This window comes from Serratia sp. B501 (assembly GCF_051172315.1).
Classification (GTDB): domain Bacteria; phylum Pseudomonadota; class Gammaproteobacteria; order Enterobacterales; family Enterobacteriaceae; genus Serratia; species Serratia ureilytica.
Window position 1 is genome coordinate 450,192 of record NZ_JBPIZB010000003.1, and the last position, 22,872, is coordinate 473,063.

General features: G+C 59.3%; 25 protein-coding genes. 6 read left to right on the forward strand and 19 right to left on the reverse strand.

Going from position 1 to position 22,872, the window contains the following annotated elements; translation table 11 throughout:
* Positions 1-62: 62 nt before the first annotated feature.
* Entirely contained in the window at positions 63-518 is a 456-nt protein-coding gene (yfbV, locus tag ACSBQV_RS12670; RefSeq protein ID WP_004936061.1) for a terminus macrodomain insulation protein YfbV, read from the reverse strand.
* A 358-nt stretch (positions 519-876) separates the two neighbouring features.
* Between yfbV and ackA the strand changes: the two genes are divergently transcribed.
* Together ackA and pta are read left to right on the forward strand one after the other, a co-directional pair.
* Positions 877-2,079, forward strand: coding sequence for an acetate kinase (gene ackA, locus ACSBQV_RS12675; RefSeq protein ID WP_004936063.1), 1,203 nt, complete (start codon positions 877-879; stop codon positions 2,077-2,079).
* Positions 2,080-2,153: 74 nt separating this feature from the next.
* Positions 2,154-4,313, forward strand: a complete 2,160-nt coding sequence (gene pta, locus ACSBQV_RS12680) for a phosphate acetyltransferase (protein WP_004936066.1) — start codon at positions 2,154-2,156, stop codon at positions 4,311-4,313.
* Positions 4,314-4,424: 111 nt separating this feature from the next.
* Here the strand turns inward: pta and ACSBQV_RS12685 are convergent, their stop codons facing one another.
* From ACSBQV_RS12685 to ACSBQV_RS12715, 7 genes are all read right to left on the reverse strand, one after another.
* Positions 4,425-4,871 (reverse strand): hypothetical protein, encoded by a 447-nt coding sequence (locus tag ACSBQV_RS12685; RefSeq protein WP_046687549.1) that lies wholly within the window; start codon positions 4,869-4,871, stop codon positions 4,425-4,427.
* Positions 4,849-5,241 carry a polymorphic toxin type 44 domain-containing protein gene (locus tag ACSBQV_RS12690; RefSeq protein ID WP_071997811.1) on the reverse strand — a complete coding sequence of 131 codons (393 nt, stop codon included), beginning with the start codon at positions 5,239-5,241 and terminating at the stop codon, positions 4,849-4,851. The genes ACSBQV_RS12685 and ACSBQV_RS12690 overlap by 23 nt, the downstream gene beginning before the upstream one ends.
* Before the next feature lie 320 nt (positions 5,242-5,561).
* Positions 5,562-6,515 (reverse strand): transketolase family protein, encoded by a 954-nt coding sequence (locus ACSBQV_RS12695; protein WP_099782591.1) that lies wholly within the window; start codon positions 6,513-6,515, stop codon positions 5,562-5,564.
* A complete protein-coding gene (locus tag ACSBQV_RS12700; RefSeq protein WP_094141788.1) occupies positions 6,508-7,359 on the reverse strand; it encodes a transketolase in 852 nt (283 codons plus the stop codon). Before ACSBQV_RS12700 ends, ACSBQV_RS12695 begins: the two co-directional genes overlap by 8 nt.
* 13 nt (positions 7,360-7,372) lie before the next feature.
* Positions 7,373-8,752, reverse strand: coding sequence for a PTS ascorbate transporter subunit IIC (locus ACSBQV_RS12705; RefSeq protein WP_004936074.1), 1,380 nt, complete (start codon positions 8,750-8,752; stop codon positions 7,373-7,375).
* 23 nt (positions 8,753-8,775) lie between these two features.
* Positions 8,776-9,057 (reverse strand): PTS sugar transporter subunit IIB, encoded by a 282-nt coding sequence (locus tag ACSBQV_RS12710; protein WP_025303676.1) that lies wholly within the window; start codon positions 9,055-9,057, stop codon positions 8,776-8,778.
* A gap of 92 nt (positions 9,058-9,149) precedes the next feature.
* On the reverse strand, positions 9,150-9,593 hold the full coding sequence (locus ACSBQV_RS12715) for a PTS sugar transporter subunit IIA (RefSeq protein WP_099782589.1): 444 nt from the start codon (positions 9,591-9,593) through the stop codon (positions 9,150-9,152).
* 310 nt (positions 9,594-9,903) lie between these two features.
* On the opposite strand from ACSBQV_RS12715, the gene ACSBQV_RS12720 reads away from it, so the two are divergent.
* On the forward strand, positions 9,904-10,923 hold the full coding sequence (locus ACSBQV_RS12720; protein ID WP_033651947.1) for a LacI family DNA-binding transcriptional regulator: 1,020 nt from the start codon (positions 9,904-9,906) through the stop codon (positions 10,921-10,923).
* A gap of 53 nt (positions 10,924-10,976) precedes the next feature.
* Here the strand turns inward: ACSBQV_RS12720 and yfcD are convergent, their stop codons facing one another.
* Both yfcD and yfcE read right to left on the reverse strand, forming a co-directional pair.
* Positions 10,977-11,522 (reverse strand): NUDIX hydrolase YfcD, encoded by a 546-nt coding sequence (gene yfcD, locus ACSBQV_RS12725; RefSeq protein WP_004936086.1) that lies wholly within the window; start codon positions 11,520-11,522, stop codon positions 10,977-10,979.
* A gap of 100 nt (positions 11,523-11,622) precedes the next feature.
* Positions 11,623-12,174 (reverse strand): phosphodiesterase, encoded by a 552-nt coding sequence (gene yfcE, locus ACSBQV_RS12730; protein WP_099782587.1) that lies wholly within the window; start codon positions 12,172-12,174, stop codon positions 11,623-11,625.
* A 233-nt stretch (positions 12,175-12,407) separates the two neighbouring features.
* Between yfcE and yfcG the strand changes: the two genes are divergently transcribed.
* From yfcG to ACSBQV_RS12745, 3 genes are all read left to right on the forward strand, one after another.
* Complete coding sequence (gene yfcG, locus ACSBQV_RS12735; RefSeq protein WP_016926886.1) at positions 12,408-13,037, forward strand: GSH-dependent disulfide bond oxidoreductase; 630 nt, start codon at positions 12,408-12,410, stop codon at positions 13,035-13,037.
* Positions 13,038-13,147: 110 nt separating this feature from the next.
* Positions 13,148-13,519 carry a dihydroneopterin triphosphate 2'-epimerase gene (folX, locus tag ACSBQV_RS12740; protein WP_025303682.1) on the forward strand — a complete coding sequence of 124 codons (372 nt, stop codon included), beginning with the start codon at positions 13,148-13,150 and terminating at the stop codon, positions 13,517-13,519.
* 16 nt (positions 13,520-13,535) lie between these two features.
* Complete coding sequence (locus tag ACSBQV_RS12745) at positions 13,536-14,450, forward strand: TIGR01777 family oxidoreductase (protein ID WP_033643873.1); 915 nt, start codon at positions 13,536-13,538, stop codon at positions 14,448-14,450.
* 7 nt (positions 14,451-14,457) lie between these two features.
* Here ACSBQV_RS12745 and hisP read toward each other — a convergent pair whose 3' ends face one another.
* From hisP to folC, 9 genes are all read right to left on the reverse strand, one after another.
* Complete coding sequence (gene hisP, locus ACSBQV_RS12750; RefSeq protein ID WP_004936098.1) at positions 14,458-15,231, reverse strand: histidine ABC transporter ATP-binding protein HisP; 774 nt, start codon at positions 15,229-15,231, stop codon at positions 14,458-14,460.
* A 21-nt stretch (positions 15,232-15,252) separates the two neighbouring features.
* The gene (locus tag ACSBQV_RS12755) at positions 15,253-15,957 is read right to left on the reverse strand and encodes an ABC transporter permease (protein WP_033643875.1); all 705 of its coding nucleotides are present in this window, start codon (positions 15,955-15,957) and stop codon (positions 15,253-15,255) included.
* Positions 15,954-16,640 carry a histidine ABC transporter permease HisQ gene (locus ACSBQV_RS12760; RefSeq protein WP_033635345.1) on the reverse strand — a complete coding sequence of 229 codons (687 nt, stop codon included), beginning with the start codon at positions 16,638-16,640 and terminating at the stop codon, positions 15,954-15,956. Before ACSBQV_RS12760 ends, ACSBQV_RS12755 begins: the two co-directional genes overlap by 4 nt.
* An 82-nt stretch (positions 16,641-16,722) precedes the next feature.
* Positions 16,723-17,505: a histidine ABC transporter substrate-binding protein HisJ gene (hisJ, locus tag ACSBQV_RS12765; RefSeq protein ID WP_033643876.1), complete on the reverse strand. Its 783-nt coding sequence runs from the start codon at positions 17,503-17,505 to the stop codon at positions 16,723-16,725.
* A gap of 304 nt (positions 17,506-17,809) precedes the next feature.
* On the reverse strand, positions 17,810-18,382 hold the full coding sequence (locus ACSBQV_RS12770; protein WP_033643877.1) for a UbiX family flavin prenyltransferase: 573 nt from the start codon (positions 18,380-18,382) through the stop codon (positions 17,810-17,812).
* Between the two features lie 139 nt (positions 18,383-18,521).
* Complete coding sequence (gene purF, locus ACSBQV_RS12775; protein WP_033632500.1) at positions 18,522-20,039, reverse strand: amidophosphoribosyltransferase; 1,518 nt, start codon at positions 20,037-20,039, stop codon at positions 18,522-18,524.
* Between the two features lie 21 nt (positions 20,040-20,060).
* Positions 20,061-20,561, reverse strand: a complete 501-nt coding sequence (gene cvpA, locus ACSBQV_RS12780; protein ID WP_004936119.1) for a colicin V production protein — start codon at positions 20,559-20,561, stop codon at positions 20,061-20,063.
* Between the two features lie 234 nt (positions 20,562-20,795).
* Positions 20,796-21,548, reverse strand: a complete 753-nt coding sequence (gene dedD / locus ACSBQV_RS12785) for a cell division protein DedD (RefSeq protein WP_099782583.1) — start codon at positions 21,546-21,548, stop codon at positions 20,796-20,798.
* Positions 21,549-22,814 carry a bifunctional tetrahydrofolate synthase/dihydrofolate synthase gene (folC, locus tag ACSBQV_RS12790; RefSeq protein WP_033643879.1) on the reverse strand — a complete coding sequence of 422 codons (1,266 nt, stop codon included), beginning with the start codon at positions 22,812-22,814 and terminating at the stop codon, positions 21,549-21,551.
* Positions 22,815-22,872: the final 58 nt, after the last annotated feature.

Here is a 22,872-nt window from a genome sequence, read left to right on the forward strand (position 1 = left end):
TTGATTTAAACCGGGGTTATTGGCGCTTTGACGAGAAAGGCCGCATCAGCGCGGCCTTTTCATTACAGATCGTCGAGGAAGGTTTTATCCAACTGCTTGAAGGCGCGCTTAAGCAGATCGGCCAACGTCTGATAGGTGGGCGTGCCCTCGAGCGGCGCCACCGCCTGCCCGGCTTCCGTCAGCTTGTTGCGCACCTCATGGAACCATTGCAGCAGCGTCGGCGGCAGCGGCGTGACCGAGCGACGCCCCAGCCACCACAAGCCCTGCATCGGCAGGCTGCAGGCAAACAGCGCGGTGGCGATCGCCGGGCCGAGCTGGCCGCCCAGCGCGATCTGCCAGGTCAGCGTGAAAATCGCCAACGGCGGCATGAAACGGATAGCGAAACGGGTGGCACGCGCAACGCGGTTCTCCGGAAAGACCGGTGCCAGACGTTTGTCTGACGGCCAGGTTTTCATATAATGCTGCCCGCGCTGGAAGACCTGAAACCAGCTTACGGAACCGGACGGTTTGCTCGTCATTGCGTACCTCAACGTCACGTAAAGAAACTAAAAGCGTGCTGCCAGAGCCCATACTAAAAAATTTGAAGCTTTAAATTTATTTTGTGTTTGCACCGGGCTATCGGTATCCTAAGCCGGCCTTGTGGCCGGTAGAAGATGACGTAAATTTTGTCAACTTTTAGCCCTATAAAAATCAAGATTATTTAAACCGCAGAGAAATCATCGGTTTTTCCATCATCCTGTGATTTGTGCACTTCACATGATGTTAATCATAAATGTCATCGGCACTATGCGCTACGCTTGTTGTCTGATTGACGATTAATTCACCACGTGTGTTCGATTTTCTTTTAACAACACGACTATTTAAGTAGGTACTTCCATGTCGAGTAAGCTAGTACTGGTTCTTAACTGCGGCAGTTCTTCTCTGAAATTCGCCATCATCGATGCCGTTAACGGCGACGAATTCCTCTCCGGTTTGGCCGAGTGTTTCCACCTGCCTGAAGCTCGCATCAAGTGGAAAATGGACGGCGCCAAACACGAAGCTGCCCTGGGGGCCGGCGCTGCACACAGCGAAGCGCTGAACTTCATTGTTAATACTATTCTGGCACAAAAACCAGAGCTTTCTGCGCAGCTGACCGCTATCGGCCACCGCATCGTGCACGGCGGCGAGAAGTTCACCGCTTCCGCCGTGATCAACGACGAAGTTCTGCAGGGTATCAAAGATTCCGTGCCGTTTGCACCACTGCACAACCCAGCTCACCTGATCGGCATCGCGGAAGCGCTGAAATCCTTCCCTCACCTGGCTGACAAGAACGTTGCCGTGTTCGACACCGCGTTCCACCAGACCATGCCGGAAGAATCTTACCTGTACGCCCTGCCGTACAGCCTGTACCGCGACCACGGCGTTCGCCGCTACGGCGCACACGGCACCAGCCACTTCTACGTGACTCAAGAAGCCGCGAAGATGCTGAACAAGCCGGTAGAAGAAGTGAACGTGATCACTTGCCACCTGGGCAACGGCGGCTCCGTCACCGCAGTGCGCAACGGCCAGTGCGTTGACACCTCCATGGGTCTGACCCCGCTGGAAGGCCTGGTGATGGGCACCCGCAGCGGTGACATCGATCCGGCTATCATCTTCCACCTGCACGATTCTCTGGGCATGAGCGTTGACCAGATCAACAAGATGCTGACCAAAGAATCCGGCCTGCTGGGCCTGACCGAAGTCACCAGCGACTGCCGTTACGTTGAAGACAACTACGACAGCAAAGCCGACGCCAAACGCGCCATGGACGTGTTCTGCCACCGTCTGGCCAAATACGTCGGTGCCTACAGCGCGCTGATGGAAGGCCGTCTGGACGCGGTGATCTTCACCGGCGGCATCGGCGAGAACGCCGGCATGGTGCGTGAGCTGACCCTGAACAAACTGGGCCTGCTGGGCTTCGAAATCGACCACGACCGCAACATGGCCGCTCGCTTCGGCAAATCCGGCGCCATCACCAAAGACGGCAGCCGCCTGGCGCTGGTGATCCCGACCAACGAAGAGTTGGTCATCGCGCAGGACGCATCCCGCCTGACCGCGTAATGCTCTCAAAACACCGTCAGCCCAGGCTGACGGTGTTGTTTTAGCCTCATGTTAATCGTGAAGAGGACTATTCTGTGTCACGTACTATTATGTTGATCCCCACCGGCACCAGCGTCGGCCTGACCAGCGTCAGCCTGGGTGTCATCCGCTCCATGGAGCAAAAAGGCGTTCGTCTGAGCGTGTTCAAACCTATCGCTCAACCGCGCACCGGCGACAACGCACTCGACCAGACCACCACCATCATCCGCAGCAACTCCACCATTCCGGCGGCCGAACCGCTGCGCATGGACTACGTTGAGGGCCTGCTGAGCTCCAACCAGCAAGACGTGCTGATGGAAGAGATCGTGGCGCGTTACCACGAGAACACCAAAGACGCGGAAGTGGTGCTGATCGAAGGCCTGGTGCCGACCCGCAAGCATCAGTTCGCCAACGCGCTGAACTACGAGATCGCCAAAACCCTGAACGCCGAGATCGTCTTCGTGCTGGCGCTGGGCAACGACTCCCCGGCGCAGCTGAAAGAGCGCATCGAACTGGCGCGCACCAGCTTCGGCGGCAGCAAGAACAAAAACATCACCGGCGTTATCATCAACAAGCTGAACGCGCCGGTCGACGATCAGGGCCGCACCCGTCCTGACCTGTCCGAAATCTTCGACGACTCCACCAAGGCCAGCATCGCCCACGTCGATCCTGCACAGCTGTTCGCCAACAGCCCGCTGCCGGTTCTGGGCTGCGTGCCGTGGAGTTTCGATCTGATCGCCACCCGCGCCATCGACATGGCTCGCCACCTGAAGGCCCGCGTGGTCAACGAAGGCGACATCATGACCCGCCGCGTGAAGTCCGTGACTTTCTGTGCGCGCAGCATCCCGCACATGCTGGAACACTTCCGCCCTGGCTCCCTGCTGGTGACCTCCGCAGACCGCCCTGACGTGCTGGTCTCCGCCTGCCTGGCGGCGATGAACGGCGTGGAAATCGGTGCCATCCTGCTGACCGGCGGCTACGCCATCGACGAGCCGATCAAGAAGCTGTGCGAACGCGCCTTCCAGACCGGCCTGCCGGTGTTCATGGTTGACACCAACACCTGGCAAACCTCGCTGAGCCTGCAGAGCTTCAACCTCGAAGTGCCGGCGGACGACCACCAGCGCATCGAGAAAGTGCAGAACTACGTGGCCAGCCACATCAGCACCGAGTGGATCGACTCGCTGACCGCTACCTCTGAGCGTTCACGCCGCCTGTCTCCACCGGCGTTCCGTTACGAACTGACCGAGCTGGCACGTAAAGCCGGCAAACGCATCGTGCTGCCGGAAGGCGACGAGCCGCGCACCGTGAAAGCGGCGGCCATCTGCGCCGAACGCGGCATCGCGGAATGCGTGCTGCTCGGCAACCCGGACGAGATCCAGCGCGTCGCGGCAGCGCAAGGCGTTGAGCTGGGCAAAGGCATCGAAATCGTCGATCCGGTCGCCGTGCGTGAAAACTACGTGCCGCGTCTGGTTGAACTGCGTAAGAGCAAGGGCATGACCGAAGTGGTCGCGCGCGAGCAGCTGGAAGACAACGTGGTGCTCGGCACCCTGATGCTGGAACAAGGCGAAGTCGACGGCCTGGTCTCCGGCGCGGTTCACACCACCGCCAACACCATCCGTCCGCCGTTGCAGCTGATCAAAACCGCACCGGGCAGCTCGCTGGTGTCCTCCGTGTTCTTCATGCTGCTGCCTGACCAGGTACTGGTCTACGGCGACTGCGCGATCAACCCGGATCCGACCGCCGAGCAGCTGTCTGAAATCGCCATCCAGTCTGCGGATTCCGCCGCGGCCTTCGGCATCGAGCCGCGCGTGGCGATGATCTCCTACTCCACCGGCAACTCCGGTGCGGGCAGCGACGTAGAGAAAGTGCGCGAAGCGACCCGTCTGGCGCAGGAAAAACGCCCGGATCTGATCATCGACGGCCCGCTGCAGTACGACGCCGCCATCATGGCCGACGTCGCCAAGTCCAAGGCGCCGAACTCGCCGGTGGCCGGCCAGGCGACCGTGTTCATCTTCCCGGATCTGAACACCGGCAACACCACCTACAAAGCGGTACAGCGTTCCGCTGACCTGGTCTCCATCGGGCCAATGCTGCAAGGCATGCGCAAGCCGGTGAACGACCTGTCGCGCGGCGCACTGGTTGACGATATCGTCTACACCGTCGCGCTGACGGCGATCCAGTCTTCCCAGGCTGACGCTGCCGCCGCCAAGGCGTAATAAACCGTTAAAAAAAGCCAGTCAGGTAATCCTGACTGGCTTTTTTATGCCTGATATTCTTGGTGATGATGCTGTTTTAGACAATACCCGCCAAATCCGCAGCACCCACCATCATCGCCAGGCGCTGACGCCCCGTGCAGAAAAATCAATGGTAGGCATGATGGGGATTTGGCTATTCGTGGCATAGAAAAATGCCGAATTCGTAAAGGAATACACCTTCCCGGAAAAATTGATGGTGACGCGGTTGCCCTCGCCGCGGATAGTTGCATCAGCCCGATCCGCCGTCAAAATTGGCGCGCTTTGACTCAGCACGTTGATAGGGTCGCCATCCAGGCTTCCGTTCAAATAGTAACGATACACATCCGTGTCGGTGGCCCCCGCATTCTGGTACTCGGTGACATAGAGCCAAATCTCGTCGGTCAACTGCTTTTTGCTGTAGAGCTTATCGTCATAAGTATCGCGGGTGGCATACCAATACCCCGCAAAGCCAACGACAATAACCAACAAAACCGTCGTCAATAGCCGATGAGCCCATTTAGTAACCATGCCGAGTTGCATAATCAATTCCTTGTTTGATCCAATATTGATCCCGAGGGTCATCACCATACGGCGGGCGTTGATACCAATGACTCCATTCTAACCGCGATGTTCCTGCACGTGACTGAGCAAATCCAGCGCCCATCAACAAAATATCTGCGGGAATTCCAGCCGCGGTACCGGTTGCACCATAATTGAAATTACCAAAGTTAGCCAAGGCGCGATTTTGCTGTTTGTAATCCCAGGGGCCCCGATTTTTTACCTGATGGTAGAACCAATAGTAAGTACCAGGCAACGCCATGTTGCGCGGTTGCCCCTGCCTGCGCGCCTCGCGCAAGTTTCTGGCAAGAACAGTAAAACCGCCTGGCGGCAGTAATGGAACCACGGCCATAATCTCCTCCTTGAGAGCCAGATGTCATTTAATCATAGGGTTTATAAAAAATTCACACAGTGTCTTATTCACTGCACGTATGAATAAGACAGCATGACGAAAATCATTCACCAAATAAATTTAACACGTTGTATTTATTTGATTTATTTTCTCATTATCATATTTTATCCCTGTATTGACCAGTTATTATCAATGAAAAAAAAGTCCCCTAAGGGACTTTATAATGGATAGCATGTTGATAAACGTCTCAGGGCAGAACAACTCGCGGGTAATAACCAATTCGATTACCGATTAAGTATGCCGGTAATTCCTATTCTGCTTTACAATAACTGCCCGGCAGCCTCCAGAATGTGCTCGGCGGTCAGGCCGTACTCCTGCTGTAAAAACGCCTGGGTGCCCACCTGGCCGTAACGCTCCTTCACCCCCACGCGCCGCATCGGCGTCGGGCATTCCTCCGCCAATACCTCCGCCACCGCCGACCCCAGCCCGTTATGAATGCTGTGGTTTTCACAGGTGACGATGCGTCCGGTCTTGGCCGCGTAGGTTTTGATCAGTTCACGGTCAATAGGCTTGAGGGTGAACATATCGATCACCGCCGCGCTGACGCCCTGCCGCGCCAGCATCTCCGCCGCCTTCAGCGCCTCCGCCACCATGATGCCGTTGGCGATCAGCGTGATATCGTCGCCGTCGCGCAGCAGGTTACCCTTGCCGATGGTAAAGCGCGAGCCGTCCTGGTAGATGCGCGTCGCCTGCTTGCGGATGGTGCGCACCCAGTAGAAGCCGCGCAGATCCATCAGCTGGCGCAGAATGTCGGCGAACATGGTGGCGTCGGTCACTTCCAGCACCACCGAGTGCGCCAGCCCGCGCACGATGCCCATATCCTCGAACGACATGTGGGTGCCGCCGTTGTGGCAGGCGCTCACCCCAGCGTCGGAAGCGATCACCTTGACGTTGTTGCGCTGATAATCCAGCGACATGAACAGCTGATCGAAACAGCGGCGGCTGGCGAAGGCGGTAAAGGTGTGCACGAAAGGCACCCGGCCGGTCAGCGACAGCCCGGCGGCGACGCCGATCACGTTAGCCTCCATGATGCCGCAGTTAATCACGTGCTGCGGGTGATCCTTATGCACGCCGTCCATCGCCATGGAGCTCATCAGATCCGCCTCCAGCGCGATGATCGGCGCGCCCGCTTCAATCTGCCGCCGCACCGCGCCGGCATAGACTTTGCGCATTTCGACGGCGTCGTTTTCCAACTGCGTCACTACGTTAAACATGGGCGGCCTCCAGTTCGGCGATGGCTTTTTCAATCTCCTGCTGCACGTCCGGCGTCAGGCGCAGGTGGTGTGAGTTCGACAGGTTTTCCAAATAGGTCACCCCCTGTCCCTTGATGCTGTCGAGCACGATCGCCAGCGGCCGCTGTTCTCTGCCGCGCGCCGGCCTCACCGCCGCCAGCAGCGCCGCAATGTCGTCGCCCTTGATGGTCTGCACCTCAAAGCCGAAAGCGCGGAACTTGGCGGCCAGATCGAACGGTTGGATCACCTCGTCCAGCGCACCGTCCAGCTGCTGTTTGTTGTAATCGATAAACAGCGTCAGGTTGTTCAGATTGTGGTGGGCGATAAACTGGAACGCCTCCCAGCACTGCCCTTCGTTCAGTTCACCGTCGCCGAGGATGCTGAACACCCGATTGCGGCGCCCCGCCAGCCGATGGGACAGCGCCATGCCGGCGGCGATCGACACCCCCTGCCCCAGCGAGCCGGTAGTGGCATCCACGCCGCGCGTGCGCAGCCGGTCCGGATGGCTCGGCAGGCGCGTGCCGTTCTGATTGAGGGTTTGCAACTCCGCCAGCGGGAAGTAGCCCTTGATCGCCAGCGTGCTGTACAGCGCCGGGCCGGCGTGCCCCTTCGACAGCACGAAGTCATCGCGCTCCGGCCAGTCCGGATCCGCCGGATCGATGCGCATCACGCCGCCGTACAATACCGCCAGCGTCTCGACCACCGACATGCAACCGCCGTAGTGGCCGAACCCCAGCCCGGTCAACGCCTTCAATGTTTCCAGGCGGATGGCGCGCGCCAGGGCGCGCAGCTCTTCAATTTCCGTTTCGCTCGTTGTGTCGTTCATCACTCTGCCCTCATTATTTCTCGACGCGGTCAGCGGCCGGCGCGCCTTTGCGTTTTCCCAGGAAGTTATGCGCCACCAGCAGCGCAAACACGGCGACAATCGCCAGCATGATCATCTCTTTCGACATAAAGCGCGCCATGTTGCCCAGCAGGATGCCGATCGCGCCGAAGTCGGCGTCGGAGAAGGTGGTGTTGGCAAAGCCCAGCGCCCCCAGCACCGGCAGCAGCAGCACCGGCAGGAAGGTGATCAGCAGACCGTTGGCGAAAGCGCCCAGCATCGCGCCGCGCCGCCCGCCGGTGGCGTTGCCGAACACCCCGGCGGTAGCGCCGGTGAAGAAATGCGGCACTACGCCGGGCAGGATCAGCACCATCTTCAGTTGCCCCAGCAGGAACAGCCCGGCCAACCCGCCGAGGAAGCTGAACAGGAAGCCGATCAGCACCGCGTTGGGGGCATAGGGGTAAACCACCGGGCAATCCAGCGCCGGCCGCGCGTTAGGCACCAGCTTTTCCGAGAAGCCGGTGAACGCCGGCACGATCTCCGCCAGAATCAAGCGCACGCCCTGCAGGATGATGAATACCCCGGCGGCGAAGGTGATGGCCTGGATAATCGAATACACCAGGTAGTTCTGGCCGCCGCTGAGCTCGCTTTCCACATAGGCCCGCCCGGCACAGATCGCCAGGATCAGGTAGATGACGATCATGGTCATCGAGATAGAAATGGAGCTGTCGCGCAGGAAACTGAGGTTTTTCGGCAGGTTCATCTCTTCGGTCGAGCGCGAGTTTTTCCCCACTTTCGAGCCGATCCAACCGGACAGCACATAGCCCAGGGTGCCGAAGTGGCCGAAGGCGATATCGTCGTTGCCGGTGATGCGGCGCATATAGCGCTGGGCGATCGCCGGGAAGAACGCCATCACCAGCCCCAGGGTCAGCGCGCCGGTGAACACCAGCTGTACGCCCTCGAAGCCCGCCACCGTCAGGATGATGCCGATCATGCAGGCCATGTAGAAGGTGTGGTGGCCGGTGAGGAAGATGTATTTCAATCGGGTAAAACGCGCCACCACGATATTCGCCACCATGCCGAACGCCATGATCAGCGCGGTGGAAGCGCCGTATTTCTCCAGCGCGATGGAGACGATGGCTTCGTTATTCGGAATGATGCCCTGAATATTAAACGCGTGTTCGAACATGCCGCCCAGCGGATTGAGCGATCCGACCAATACCGTGGCGCCGCCGCCCAAAACGATAAAGCCGAGAATGGTTTTTACCGTGCCTTTCACCACGTCGGAAAACGATTTCTTTTGCGCCAGCAAACCGATCAGCGCAATAAGCCCGACCAGTACCGAAGGCACCTTTAATATATCCACCACAAACTTAAGCGTTTCCTGGATAAACATATCCACCTCGCCAATCGTTTTATTCAGATGATTGAGTGGGCTTCGAAGTAAGCGCGCAGCTTGGCTTCCAGCTCATTAATGTCGATGATGTTGCTGATCACCACCAGCTGCTCGGCCGGTACGCTGGCGCTGTCGGCGATGTCTTTCGCCATCACGAACACGTCGGCGGCGCCGGGAGTGGCGGACGACAGATCGGAGTGTTCGACCTCGGCCTCCACCCCCATCTTTTTCAGCACCTTTTTAATGTTCATTTCCACCATAAAGCTGCTGCCGAGACCTGAACCGCAAATCGCCATGATTTTCATGATATCCACCTGTTGAATTTAGCGTGTAGGGTAGCGCCGCCGGGAATATTCCCGACGTTATGGGCATTAATAATGTTCCTGGTGATTAAACGTTAATAGCGGGCGATAATATCCTCAATTTGCCGTTTATCTGTGGCGTGAAATAACGCCTCCATCGCCGTGTTATCGGAAAATAATTCCGCCAACTGCGAAATCATTTCAATGTGACTGTTGCCGTCGGGTGCGGAAAGCATCACCACCACCTGAACCGGATCGTTATCCGCAGAATGAAAATTCACGCCCTGGTGGATCTTCAACAGCGACAGCCCCAGCGCGTTGGCGCCCTGCTCCGGCCGCGCGTGCGGCATCGCGATGCCCGGCGCCAGGACGAAGTAGGGGCCAAGCTGCTCCTGCTGATGAAAGATGGCCGTCAGGTAATTCGGCGTAATCACGCCGCGTTGCAGCAGCGGTTGCGCGCTCAGCGTTACCGCCTGGCGCCAGTCCTCCACCCGTTTGCACAGCTGTATATGGTCGGCGGTCAGCCATTCTTTCAGCACGTTACCCTCCCAAGCGTTGATGGTTTCGGCCGGTGATTAATTCACCGATGACGGTAAAACTTTAATCAACCCCTCTCGGCTGCACAGTGATTGGCATCACAAAGATAGCGCTACCAAAGCGCTATCATGCAGAACTGTGATAGCGCTATCAAAACGCCATGCCGCGGCGCGGCGTTAACCACAATTTTTTCTCGCTCTTCCGGGTTACGGGGTAGAATGTGCCGCATACTGGGATCGTCGAAGCCGCGCCGTCGGCTTCCCACCATCACAATCTTTATGCGCCGCGCGCGCATTTCAGTCGGGATTAGGCATGTCGATCGGTAAAAAACGCCGCAGCACAGGCAGGGTGACGTTGGCTGACGTAGCGCAGCTGGCGGGCGTCGGCACCATGACGGTGTCGCGCGCGCTGCGCACGCCGGAACAGGTTTCGGACAAACTGCGCGAGAAGATAGACGCGGCGGTAAACGAGCTGGGCTATCTGCCCAACCTGGCCGCCAGCTCGCTGGCCTCGGCCTCGTCCTACACGATCGCCATGGTGGTGCCCAGCCTGTCCGAATCCGGCTGCGCCGAGATGTTCGCCGGGCTGCAGAAAGTGCTGCAGCCCGCCGGCTATCACATCATGCTGGCGGAGTCGCAGCACCACCTGGAACGCGAGGAGAAACTGCTGGAGACGCTGCTCTCTTACAACCTGGCGGCGGCGGTGCTGCTCAGCGTCGAGCATTCGCAAAATGCCCGCAACGCGTTGATCGCCGCCAACATTCCGGTGGTGGAGATCGGCGCCGTACGCGCCGATCCGATCGACATGAGCATCGGCATCGATTACGTGGCGGCCATGTATCAGCTGACGCAAACGGTGATCGCCAGCGGTTACCAGAATATCGGGCTGCTGTGCGCCAATCAGGAGCAGTGGATTTTCCAGCAGCACCTGCAGGGCTGGCACAAGGCGCTGCTGCGCAACCATATGTCGCCGCATCGGGTCATCAACGCCGCGCAGCCCGCCAGCTTCAGCACCGGCGCGCAGCAGCTGCCGGAATTCTTGCTGGCCTGGCCGGAGCTGGACGCGCTGGTGTGCGCGTCGGACGAACTGGCGGGCGGCGTGCTGTATGAATGCCAGCGGCGGCGCATCAAGGTGCCGGATAATCTGGCGGTGGTGGGCTTCGGCAACAGCGAGTTCAGCCGGGTGTGCCAGCCGCCGCTGACCACCATGACCATTCCGCATCGCGACATCGGCATTCAGGCCGGCCAGGCGCTGCTGGCGCGGCTGAACGAGCATCCCTGGCAGCCGCCAGGCTCCCTGCCCGCCACGCTGTGCCGCCGCGACAGCTGCTGAATCCGCCCGTAAAAAAAGCCGGTCGATGACCGGCTTTTCCATGCGCAGGCGGCTCAGTGATTGTCGAGCGGCTTGCCGTAATCCTGTTCATTGTTGCGCGTCAGCCACAGCGACAGCGCCTTCAGCGAATCCGGGGTAAACTCGTCACAGCGGGCGGTGATCTCTTCCGGCGTCAGCCAGCACACCTCGGCCACTTCTTCTTCCTGCAGCGCGAACGGCCCGTGCGATACGCAGCTGAACAGCGCCCCCCACACCCGGCACTGCTCTTCCTCGAAGTAGAACAGACCGTGCTCGGCGAAAGGCACGCCGGCGATGCCCAGCTCCTCTTCCGCCTCGCGGCGCGCCGAATCCAGCACGTTTTCACCGCTTTGCACTACGCCGCCCGCCGTCGCGTCCAGCCAGCCCGGGTAGAAGTCCTTGATCTCGGTGCGACGCTGCACCAGAATTTTTCCCATCCCATCATGCACCACAATATAGGTAGCACGATGACGCAGCCGCTCCGCCCGCATCTGTTGACGACTGGATTGAGCAATCACCTCGTTTTGCTCGTCGACGATATCAACCCACTCGGTATCTGCAGCCTGACCCTGTTCCGCCATCCTCTAAAACCTTCTATTTTGGCGCGATGCAATCCCGCGCGCTGGTTAATCAATGAGTGTTTTTCAAAGATTTTTATTGTGTGTGTATAAATTAGTGCGTTTAGCGTGTTAACGCCACCTCCGCGACGACCTTGCCGTCGTCGAGCGTCAGCACGCGCAAAGTGCCGCTTTCCAACATGCCGTAGCTGGCGGGAAAGCCCCCTTTCGGGATGCTGACCGAGCCCGGATTGAAGCAATAGATCTTACCCTGCCGCTCCGCCTGCGGCAGATGCGTATGGCCATAGGCCAAGACGTCACCGCAGGATAACGGCGGCAGTGCCGAGGGATGATAAAGGTGACCGTGGGTCAAAAACAATCGTCTTTTTTGCAGTAAAACCTGTTGCCAGGGCGCCTCGATGGGAAACGTCAGCAGCATCTGATCGACCTCGCTGTCGCAATTGCCGCGAACGGCGATGATCTTGTCGCTATAGCGATTCAATCGTTCGGCAACCTGAGCGGGCTGATACCCGGCGGGCAGCGCGTTGCGCGGGCCGTGATTCAGCAAATCACCCAGAAGAATCAACCAGTCGGCGCCGTGTTGTGCGAACAATTCCAGCACGCGTTCGGTAGCCGGCAGCGAACCGTGGATATCCGAGGCGAACATCAGCTTCATAACCTTGTCCTATAGAGGGAAATAATCGCCATTTTACCGCGCCGGCGCCGTGCGGCAAACCGCCGCCCGCCCCGGTGGAGAATTGTGATCCAACTGCGCAGATAGCATCGGACGAATCCCACATAGCCTGCTATCCTTAGCTGCTATTGTTGGATCTCTGATATACCTTTGTGCGCGGCGAAGACCGCAGCAACGTGTAATGAATTACAGATCACCTTACCGCAGGAGGCAACATGATTGACCTGTATTACGCGCCTACTCCCAATGGTCACAAGATCACCTTGTTTTTGGAAGAGGTCGGCTTACCCTACCGTATCCATCGCGTAAACATCAGCGCCGGCGAGCAATTCAAGCCGGACTTTCTGAGCATTTCTCCCAACAACAAAATCCCGGCGATCGTCGATCAGCAACCGGTGGACGGCGGCGCGCCGATCAGCCTGTTCGAATCCGGGGAAATCCTGCTGTATCTGGCGGAGAAGACCGGCAAGCTGCTGAGCAAGGGCCTGCGCGAACGCGCCGCTACCCTGCAGTGGCTGTTCTGGCAAGTGGCCGGATTCGGGCCGATGCTCGGGCAGAATCACCACTTTAACCACTACGCGCCGCAGCCGGTGCCTTACGCCATCGAGCGTTACCATCTGGAGACCAAGCGGCTGTACGGCGTGCTGGAAGCTGAACTGCAAAAACACCCGTACCTGGGCGGCGATAACTACAGCATCGCCGATATCGCCACCTACCCGTGGGTCGTGTCGCATCCGCGCCAGCGCATCGATCTGGCGGATTACCCGGCGGTGCGCAACTGGTTCGAGCGCATCAGCAATCGCCCGGCGACCGAGCGCGCCTACAAACTGGCCGAACAAGCCTAAGTGCCCCCCCGACTCCCCGTCGGCCGGGGAGTCACATCGTCCCTGCGTTATCATTTCCCTACTTTCCGTGTATTCTGAACGCTAATAATCAGACCTATGGAGAATCTCTGATGTCTTTCAGTCAACCCGACGCCGTTATTCGCATTAAAAATCTGCGGCTGCGCACGTTCATCGGTATCAAGGAAGAGGAAATCAACAACCGACAGGACGTCCTGATCAACGTGGTGATCCACTACCCGGCGGACAAGGCGCGCAACAGCGAAGATATCGCCGATGCGCTCAACTACCGCACCATCACCAAAGCGATCATCCGCCATGTGGAAGATAACCGTTTCGCGTTGCTGGAAAAATTAACGCAGGATGTGCTCGATATCGTAAAAGAACACGCCTGGGTGACCTATGCTGAAGTGGAGATAGATAAACTTCTGGCCCTGCGCTACGCCGACTCGGTTTCCATGACCATGAGCTACCGCCGGGACTAATTCAGGGAGGTCGACCATGCGGATCCTGATCACCGGCGCAACGGGATTGATAGGCAGCAGCCTGACGGCAAGACTGCTGGCGCTTTCTCACCACATTACGGTGCTGACCCGAGACGAACGGCGAGCCCGAGCCCGGCTGGGCGACCGGCCGAGCTATTGGCGAACGCTGGACGACCGGCAATCGCTGGATGAATTTGACGCGGTGATCAACCTGGCCGGCGAACCTATCGCCGACAAGCGCTGGAGCGCGCAGCAGAAAGAGCGGCTGTGCCGCAGCCGCTGGGATCTGACCGAACGCTTGGCGAAGCTGATCAAGGCCGGCAGCACGCCCCCCGGCGTGTTGATTTCCGGTTCCGCCGTCGGCTACTACGGCGATCAGGGGCAGGCGGTGGTGACCGAAGAGGAGCCGCCGCACGACGAATTCACCCACCAGTTGTGTCAACGCTGGGAAGCGCTGGCGCTGCAGGCGCAAAGCGACGCCACCCGCGTCTGCCTGCTGCGCACCGGCGTGGTGCTGGCGCCACAGGGCGGCGCGCTGGCCAAAATGCTGCCGCCGTTCCGCTTCGGGCTAGGCGGCCCGATCGGCGACGGTCGCCAATACCTGCCGTGGATCCACCTCGAAGACATGGTCAACGGCATTATTTATCTGCTGGATCACGCCACCCTGAGCGGCCCGTTCAACATGGTCGCTCCCTACCCGGTGCACAACGAGCAATTCGCCGCCCAATTGGCCAACGTGCTCGATCGCCCGGCGTTTCTGCGGGTGCCGGCGTTCGTCATGCGGCTGTTGATGGGGGAAGCGGCGGTGCTGGTGCTCGGCGGCCAGCGGGCGGTGCCGAAGCGCCTGGAAGAGGCCGGTTTCCACTTCCGTTATCTGGAGCTGGAACAGGCATTGGATGACGTTGTCAATCAGCGGGCCGAAGCCCGCTGATCTGAGGTTACTTCAACGCGCCGGACAGGAACTGCTGCAGGCGCGGGCTTTTGGGATTGCCGAACAGCTCGGCAGGCGGGCCCTGCTCTTCGATCAACCCTTTGTGCAGGAAGATCACGTGGTTCGAAACGTGGCGCGCAAATTCCATTTCGTGCGTCACCACCACCATGGTTTTTCCCTCCTCCGCCAGCTTCTGCATGATGCGCAGCACCTCACCCACCAACTCGGGATCCAGCGCCGACGTCGGTTCGTCAAACAGCAGCACTTCCGGCTCCATCGCCAATGCGCGGGCAATGGAGACGCGCTGCTGCTGGCCGCCAGACAGGTGCACCGGGTACTTGCCGCGCGCCCGCTCGTCGATGCCCACTTTATCCAGGTAGCGCACCGCGCGCTCGTGCGCGTCGGCCTTGCTCAGCCCCAGCACCTGCACCGGCGCCTCCATCACGTTCTCCAGCACCGTCATATGGCTCCACAGGTTAAAATGCTGGAACACCATGGTCAGGCGGGTGCGCAGCAGCTGCAGCTGCTTCTTGTCGAATACCTTCAGCTGGCCGTCCTTGTCGCGCACCATGCGAATATCTTCGTTGTTCAGGCTGATCGAGCCTTCGCTCGGCTTCTCGAGGAAGTTGATGCAGCGCAGAAAGGTGCTTTTGCCGGAGCCGGAGGAGCCGATGATGCTGATCACATCCCCGGCGTTGGCCGCCAGCGAGACGCCCTTCAGCACCTCGTGATCGCCATAGCGTTTGTGCAGTTCCGTGACGGCTAATTTATTCTCAGACATGGTTTTTCTTCCCGTCATTTATCAGTGACTAACGTGTGCCATCCAGCGTTTTTCAGCTTTGCGGAACAGGCTGATTAACACGTAGGAGATGATCAGGTACAACACCGCCGCAATGCCGAAAGCGTAAAACGGCTGATAGGTCGCGGCATTGATGTCGCGCGCAATCTTCAGCAGGTCCGGCACGGTGGCGGTAAACGCCAGCGCGGTGGAGTGCAGCATCAGGATCACTTCGTTGCTGTAGGCCGGCAGCGCGGTGCGCAGCGCCGAAGGCAAAATGATGCAGCGATACATCTTGAAGCGCGAGAAACCGTAAGCGTTGGCGGCCTCGATTTCACCGTGCGGCACCGAGCGGATCGCCCCGGCGAAAATCTCGGTGGTATATGCGCAGGTGTTGAGCGTCAGCGCCAGGATGGTGCAGTTGAGCCCGCTGCGGAAAAACGCGTTGAGAAACTCGCTGCCGCGCACGATTTCCAGGCTGTACATGCCGGAGTAGAACACCAGCAACTGCACGTACAGCGGCGTGCCGCGAAACACGTAGGTGTAGAGCCACACCGGGAAACGCACCCAGCGCAGGGAAGAGACGCGCGCCACCGCCATCGGGATCGCCAGCAGCCCGCCCATCACCACGGAGGCGATCAGCAGCCACAGCGTGACCGCCACGCCGGTGAAACGGTAGCCGTCGCTCCACAGCAGCGACTGCCAATACTGTTGCAAAATCTCGATCATAGCTCGGCCCTCTTGACGCCCAGTGAGTAACGCCGTTCAAGCCACAACAGCACGCCGTTGGAAACGGTAGTGAAAATCAGGTAAACCACGCCGGCTACGATGGCGAAGAAGAACGGCTGATAGGTGCCTTTCCCCGCCAACTGCGTGGCTTTCACCACGTCGTTCAGGCCAAGGATAGACACCAGCGCCGTCGCCTTCAGGATCACCTGCCAGTTATTGCCGATGCCCGGTAAGGCGAAGCGCATCATCGCCGGGAACAAAATGCGCCGAAAGATCTGCGCGCCGCTGAAGCCGTAGGCCGTCGCCGCCTCAATCTGCCCTTTCGGCACCGCCAAGTAGGCACCGCGGAAGGTTTCGGTAAAGTACGCGCCGTAAATAAAACCGAGGGTAATGATGCCGGCGCCGAGCGGGTCGATATCGATCTGCGAGAAACCGAGCAGCGTGGTGATGTTGTTCAAAGCGATTTGCAGGCCATAAAAAATCAGCAGCATCAGCACCAGATCGGGCACGCCGCGGATCAGCGTGGTGTAAGCGCCGAACAGGCCGGAAATAAGGGGGTTGTGGGAGAGTTTGCCGCCGGCGCCGATCAACCCGATCACCACCGCCAACAATACGGAACTGAGGGCCAACTCCAGCGTCACCAGAGCCCCCTCGAAAATCAGTTGGGAATAGCCTTGCAGCATCTACTTCACCCTGTCGTCTAGGATCCGAACCATCGGAGCCGGCGCACCGGCCCCGCAGTCACAGCATGGAACGGTTAGCGGATTAGCCGCCGTAGACGTCGAAGTCGAAGTACTTTTTCGCGTATTTATCGTAGGTGCCGTCTTTGCGCATCTCGGCGAAGGCTTTGTCCAGCGCCGCTTTCAGCTCGGTATCGGTTTTGCGCAGCCCCATGCCGGTGCCGACGCCAAAGAATTTGTCATCCTTCACCGATTCGCCGGCGAACGCATAGTCTTTGCCCGGCGGCTGTTTCAGGAAGCCATCGCTGCCCGCCACTTCATCCTGGAAGGCAGCGTCGATACGCCCGGAGGCCAGATCGGCGTAGACCAGATCCTGGTTCTGATAAGGCACCACGGTGACGCCCTTCGGCTGCCACATGGCATTGGCGTAGGCTTCCTGGGTCGTGCCCTGCAGCACGCCCACGCTCTTGCCTTTCAACGCATCCACGGTAGGCAACAGCTTAGACCCCTTCGGCGCGATCAGGCGGGCGTTGGCGGCATACAGCTTGTCGGTAAAGGCGATTTCCTGCTGGCGTTTTTCGGTGATGGATAGCGAAGAGATGATAGCGTCGATCTTTTTCGCCTTGAGGGATGGGATCAGCGCGTCAAAGTCGCTCTCCACGAAGGTGCATTGGGTATTTATGCGTTTGCACAGCTCTTTGGCCAAATCGATATCGAAGCCGACCAGCTCGCCTTTGGCGTTTTTGGATTCAAACGGCGCATAAGTCGGATCGGTGCCAATCTTCAATGTCGATGGGATAGCGGCGAATGCGCTGTTTGCGGCCGCCAAAGCCAAGACTAAAGGAAGAACCTTAACCAGCTTTTTCATAAATTACCCTCAAATTGATTTTTTTGATGCCACTACGGGCATTACTTTTCCCCACCAAATCAATTTGCAGTAATCGTGCCACATTAGGTGCTACGGGCGGAGGGAACGGCTCCGGCCTTCACAATACTGTTTCCTGGGACGATAACCGCAAAATTAAATCGGCCGCTCGGGGCCGCGCCACTGGCAGCCGCGACAGGACGGCGCCATGAAACAGTGAACGTGATGAAGTGGGATCATTATGGTGCATTAGCCGCCCTAATTCAGTGCGGTGTTGCACAAATGTACCAATTTGGGGATAGAAATGTTAATCAGCACCCTGCCAACGGGTGAACAGATCGGCCGGCAATTCGATATCAAACTGATCGATCACCCGATTGACGGTCTGATCGATGATGTCTTCCACGCTTTTCGGCTGGTGATAAAACGCCGGCACCGGGGGCATGATCACCGCACCCATTTCCACCGCCTGCGTCATCAGCCGCAGGTGCCCAAGGTGCAACGGCGTTTCACGCACGCACAATACCAGGCGGCGGCGTTCTTTCAGCACCACGTCGGCGGCGCGGGTCAGCAGCCCGTCGCTGTAGCTGTTGACGATGCCGGACAGCGTTTTGACTGAACAAGGCAAAATCGCCATGCCCAGGGTTTTGAAGGAACCGGAAGAGATGGCGGCGGCGATATCGCGCGCATCGTGAACCACATCGGCCAGCGCCTGCACTTCACGCAGACTGTACGGCGTTTCCAGCGCCAGCGTCTGCCTTGCAGCGTTGCTCATCACCAGATGGGTTTCCACCTCTGCGACGTCGCGCAAGACCTGCAACAGGCGCACGCCGTAGATCGCGCCGCTGGCGCCGGAAATGCCGATGATGAGTCGTTTCATGAAGAATGGCCTCTGCCGTAAAAAGTAAAAAATAAGATCAGGCAGACTTTGCCGCAATGGCGAGGGATAAGCAAGTTCACAGGAGCAAGGCGCACCGCCGCAGACGCGGCGATGCCCCCTGATGGATCAACGCAGGCGGTTAGCCTTCGTTATGCAGTTCCAGATTTTCCGCTTCGGTTTGTCCCCGCAGCGCCTTGGCGTCGTCGTTGCGCAGCGACTCCAGGTATTCCAGATAGCTTTGATCGACGTCTTTGGTCACGTAGATACCGTTGAATACCGAGCATTCGAACTGGGTGATGTCCGGGTTTTCTTCACGCACCGCTTCGATCAGATCGTCGAGGTCCTGGAAGATCAGCCCATCGGCGCCGATGATTTGGCGGATTTCATCCACTTCGCGCCCGTGGGCGATCAGTTCGTTGGCGCTCGGCATGTCGATGCCGTAGACGTTAGGGAAACGCACTTCCGGCGCGGCGGAAGCCAGGTACACGCGCTTGGCGCCCGCTTCGCGCGCCATCTCGACGATCTGCTCTGAGGTCGTGCCGCGCACGATGGAATCATCCACCAGCAGCACGTTCTTGTCGCGGAACTCGGCGCGGTTGGCGTTCAGCTTGCGGCGCACCGACTGACGACGCGCCTGCTGGCCCGGCATGATGAAGGTGCGGCCGACGTAGCGGTTCTTCACAAAGCCCTGGCGGTAGGGTTTGTCGAGAATGCGCGCGATCTCCAGCGCGATGTCGCAGGAGGTTTCCGGAATCGGGATCACCACGTCGATGTCCAGATCTTCCCATTCGCGGGCAATCTTCTCGCCCAGCTTCTGGCCCATGCGCACGCGGGCGCTGTAGACCGAGATCTTGTCCATAAAGGAGTCCGGGCGCGCGAAATAGACGTATTCGAACAGGCACGGATTGGTTTTCGGATTCTCTGCGCACTGGCGGGTGAACAGCTGGCCTTTGGTGGTGATGTACACCGCTTCGCCCGGCGCCACGTCGCGCAGGAATTCAAAGCCCAGGGTATCCAGCGCCACGCTCTCGGAAGCCACCATATACTCGCTGCGGCCATCTTCCAGCGTGCGTTTGCCGATCACCAGCGGACGAATGCCGTACGGGTCGCGGAACGCCAGCAGGCCGTGGCCGATAATCATCGCCACGCAGGCGTAAGCGCCGCGCAGTTGCTGATGCATGGCGGCGACCGCGGTAAAGATGTTGTCGGCCTCCAGCGGATAATGCGGGAAGCGGTCCAGCTCGCTGGCCAGCACGTTCAGCAGGATTTCCGAGTCGGAGGTGGTGTTGACATGGCGGCGGCCGCTTTCGAACAGCTTTTGGCGCAGCTCATGGGCATTGGTCAGGTTGCCGTTGTGGGCCAGCGTAATGCCGAACGGCGAGTTGACGTAGAAAGGCTGGGCCTCAGAGGCGCTCGAGCTGCCGGCCGTCGGGTAACGCACATGGCCAATGCCCATGTTGCCCTGCAAGCGTTGCATATGGCGCGCCTCAAATACATCCTTCACCAGGCCGTTGGCTTTGCGCAAACGGAACCCGTTGTGGGCGTCAATGGTGACGATGCCTGCGGCATCCTGGCCACGGTGCTGAAGCACCGTCAGCGCATCATAAATCGACTGGTTTACCGGCATAAAACCGGCGATACCGACAATACCGCACATGTTGTCTTTTCCTCATCAGCGCTACCGCCCCGGCAATTGGGTCGGCAAGAAACTCGACGTGCTCTGCAGGTAGTCAAAGAACCACCTGATGACGTAACTGAACTGGGGAATCAGCTGCGACTGTTTCCAGTCGGCACTTTGTGAAAAGCCGGTAAAGGTATCCAGGAAGAACAGGATCGCCGCAACGATCAACACGCCGCGCAATGCGCCGAAGCAGATGCCCAGCACCCTGTCGGTGCCCGACAGCCCGGTTTTCTCTACCAGTGAGCTAATCACATAGTTAACAATAGCCCCTACGATCAGGGTCGCGATGAACAAAATCGCGATCGCGATGCCGTTTCGCACCAGTTCATCTTCAAAACGAGTGAAATAGACCGCAAGGTAAGAGTAGAAATGGCTGGCAACAAAAAACGCACATCCCCATGTCACAAGTGACAATGCTTCGCGAACAAACCCTCGGATCAGGCTCACCAGAGCCGAAAATCCAATCACCGCTATAATGACGTAATCAATCCAGACCATGAACTATTCCAATGATGAATCGCCCCTGCATCCAATTCGCGGCGAATTCTAACAGAAAAAGAAAACGTTTGCGTAGGGGATTTCCTACCACGTTACAAATAAAAAGCGGCGATTAAAAAATTCCCAATCGCCGCGCCTACATAGGTGATTTCGCCTGTAAAAGGCGCGGTTTCTCTAGCGATCTCTCCACCACTCCTTAATTCAGGGGCGCATCCTGCTGCGCCCCTGCGGGGTTTAACGACCGTACGGCTTCACCTGCCCGCTCAGCCCGCTGATCGAGTTCAGCGACGGCAATGCCGCCTGCAGCTTCTGCTTGGAAGCATCCGGGCCGACGTAGATGCGGGTGATCTGCCCTTGCACCGGCGTTGATGGCACAGTGAAGGCGCGATAGCCCGAAAGACGCAGCGAAGCGACAATCTCATTCGCCTTGGCGGCATTCTTCAACGCCCCGAGCTGCACGACATAGGCTTGCCCGGCCGGCGCTTTTTCTTCCGCCGGTTTCAGCTGCGGTGCCGGCTCAGGCTTCGGCGTCGGTTCAGGTTTCGGCTCCGGCTTAGGCGTCGGTTTCACTTCCACCGGCTTCGGCTGCGGCGCCGGTTTCGGTTTCACCTCTACCGGTTTGGTTTCCACCGGTTTCGGCTTAGGCTGCTGCTGCACCGGCTGAGGACGCGTCTCGACCGGCGGCGGCGCCACCTGCGTCGGTTGCTGAGCATTCTGTCGCACCGCCTGTTGCGCCGCCGCTTCGTTGGCCGCCTGCTGCTCGACCAGCGCGCCCGCCCCTTCCGGCGGCTGCGCCGGCAACGGCTGCGTCACCGGCGGCAACACGTCGTTCTCTTCGACGTCGCCCGCCTTCGGCACCAAAGGAATGGCCGCGAATTCATCCTCGTAATGCTTCTTTTTGCCGTCCAGCAACCCTGGCAGGATGATCACCCCCAGCGCCACCAGAATCACGGTTCCGACCAGTCGGTTCTGAAATTTACTCGCCACTCACACTCCCCGCATCTCGTCTGACGCCGCCATCACCTGCGCAACGGTGTGGAACGATCCACAGACGATCACAATATCCTGTTTATCAGCATCCTGCATAGCCTGCCGCCAGGCAGTTTCGACATCATTAAAGCGTCGCGGTTCCGCCAGATGTTGCGCCAGCAGTTCAACGCTGGCGCCGCGCGGGCCGTCGAGCGGTGCGCAGTACCATTCATCCACCTGCTCGCTCAGGCAGGCCAGCGTACCGGCGATGTCCTTGTCCGACAGCATGCCCACCACCGCGCGCACCTTGCCGCCGTCGCGCGGCAGCTTGGCCAGACGCCCGGCGAGATAGCCGGCGGCGTGCGGGTTGTGCGCCACATCGAGGATCAGCATCGGCTCCCGCCGCACGATCTGGAAACGCCCCGGCAGCGTCGCCTGCTGCAGCCCGGTGAAGATCGCGCGCTCGTCGATTTCCAACGGGGAACAGTTCAGCGCCGCCAGCGCGGTAGCGGCGTTGGCCAGCGGCACGTTCGGCGTCGGCAGATCGGTCAGCAGCGTGTCGCCGCCCTGCCACTGCCAGCGATCGCCCTGCTCGCTGAAGCTCCAGGCTTCACCACGGCGATACAGCGGCGCGCCCAGCGTTTCGGCGACCTGGCGAATGCTGTCCGGCATGTCGGGTTCACCCACTACCGCCGGCTTGCCGCTGCGGAAAATGCCGGCCTTTTCTCGGCCGATGCTTTCGCGATCGTTGCCCAGCCAGTCGGTGTGATCGAGCGCGATGCTGGTGATCACCGCCACGCTCGGATCGACGATGTTGGTGGCGTCGAGACGCCCGCCCAGGCCGACTTCCAGGATCACCACGTCCAGCCGCGCCTGTTTGAACAGCTGCAGCGCCGACAGGGTGCCGAATTCGAAATAGGTCAGCGACGTTTCGCCGCGGCCGGCTTCAATGGCGGCAAACGAGCGGCTGTGCTCCGCTTCGCTCAACTCTTCCCCCTGAATGCGCACGCGTTCGGTGTAGCGCACCAGATGCGGTGAACTGTAAACGCCGACGCGCAGGCCGGCGGCCAGCAGAATGGCTTCAAGGGTGCGACAGGTCGTGCCTTTGCCGTTAGTGCCGGCAACGGTGAACACCGTGGGAGCGGGGGTCAGTAAGTCCAGATGCGCCGCGACGCGCTGTACGCGCTCGAGGCCGAGTTCGATCGCCTGGCTGTGCAGACGTTCCAGATAGTAAAGCCACGAGCTCAATGGCGACGTGGCTTGGGGAATTTGGTGGTTTTGCATGAGTCCCATCACTGAACTTGGGTTCATTAATCCATCAGGGCACCACCCTCACCGCGGT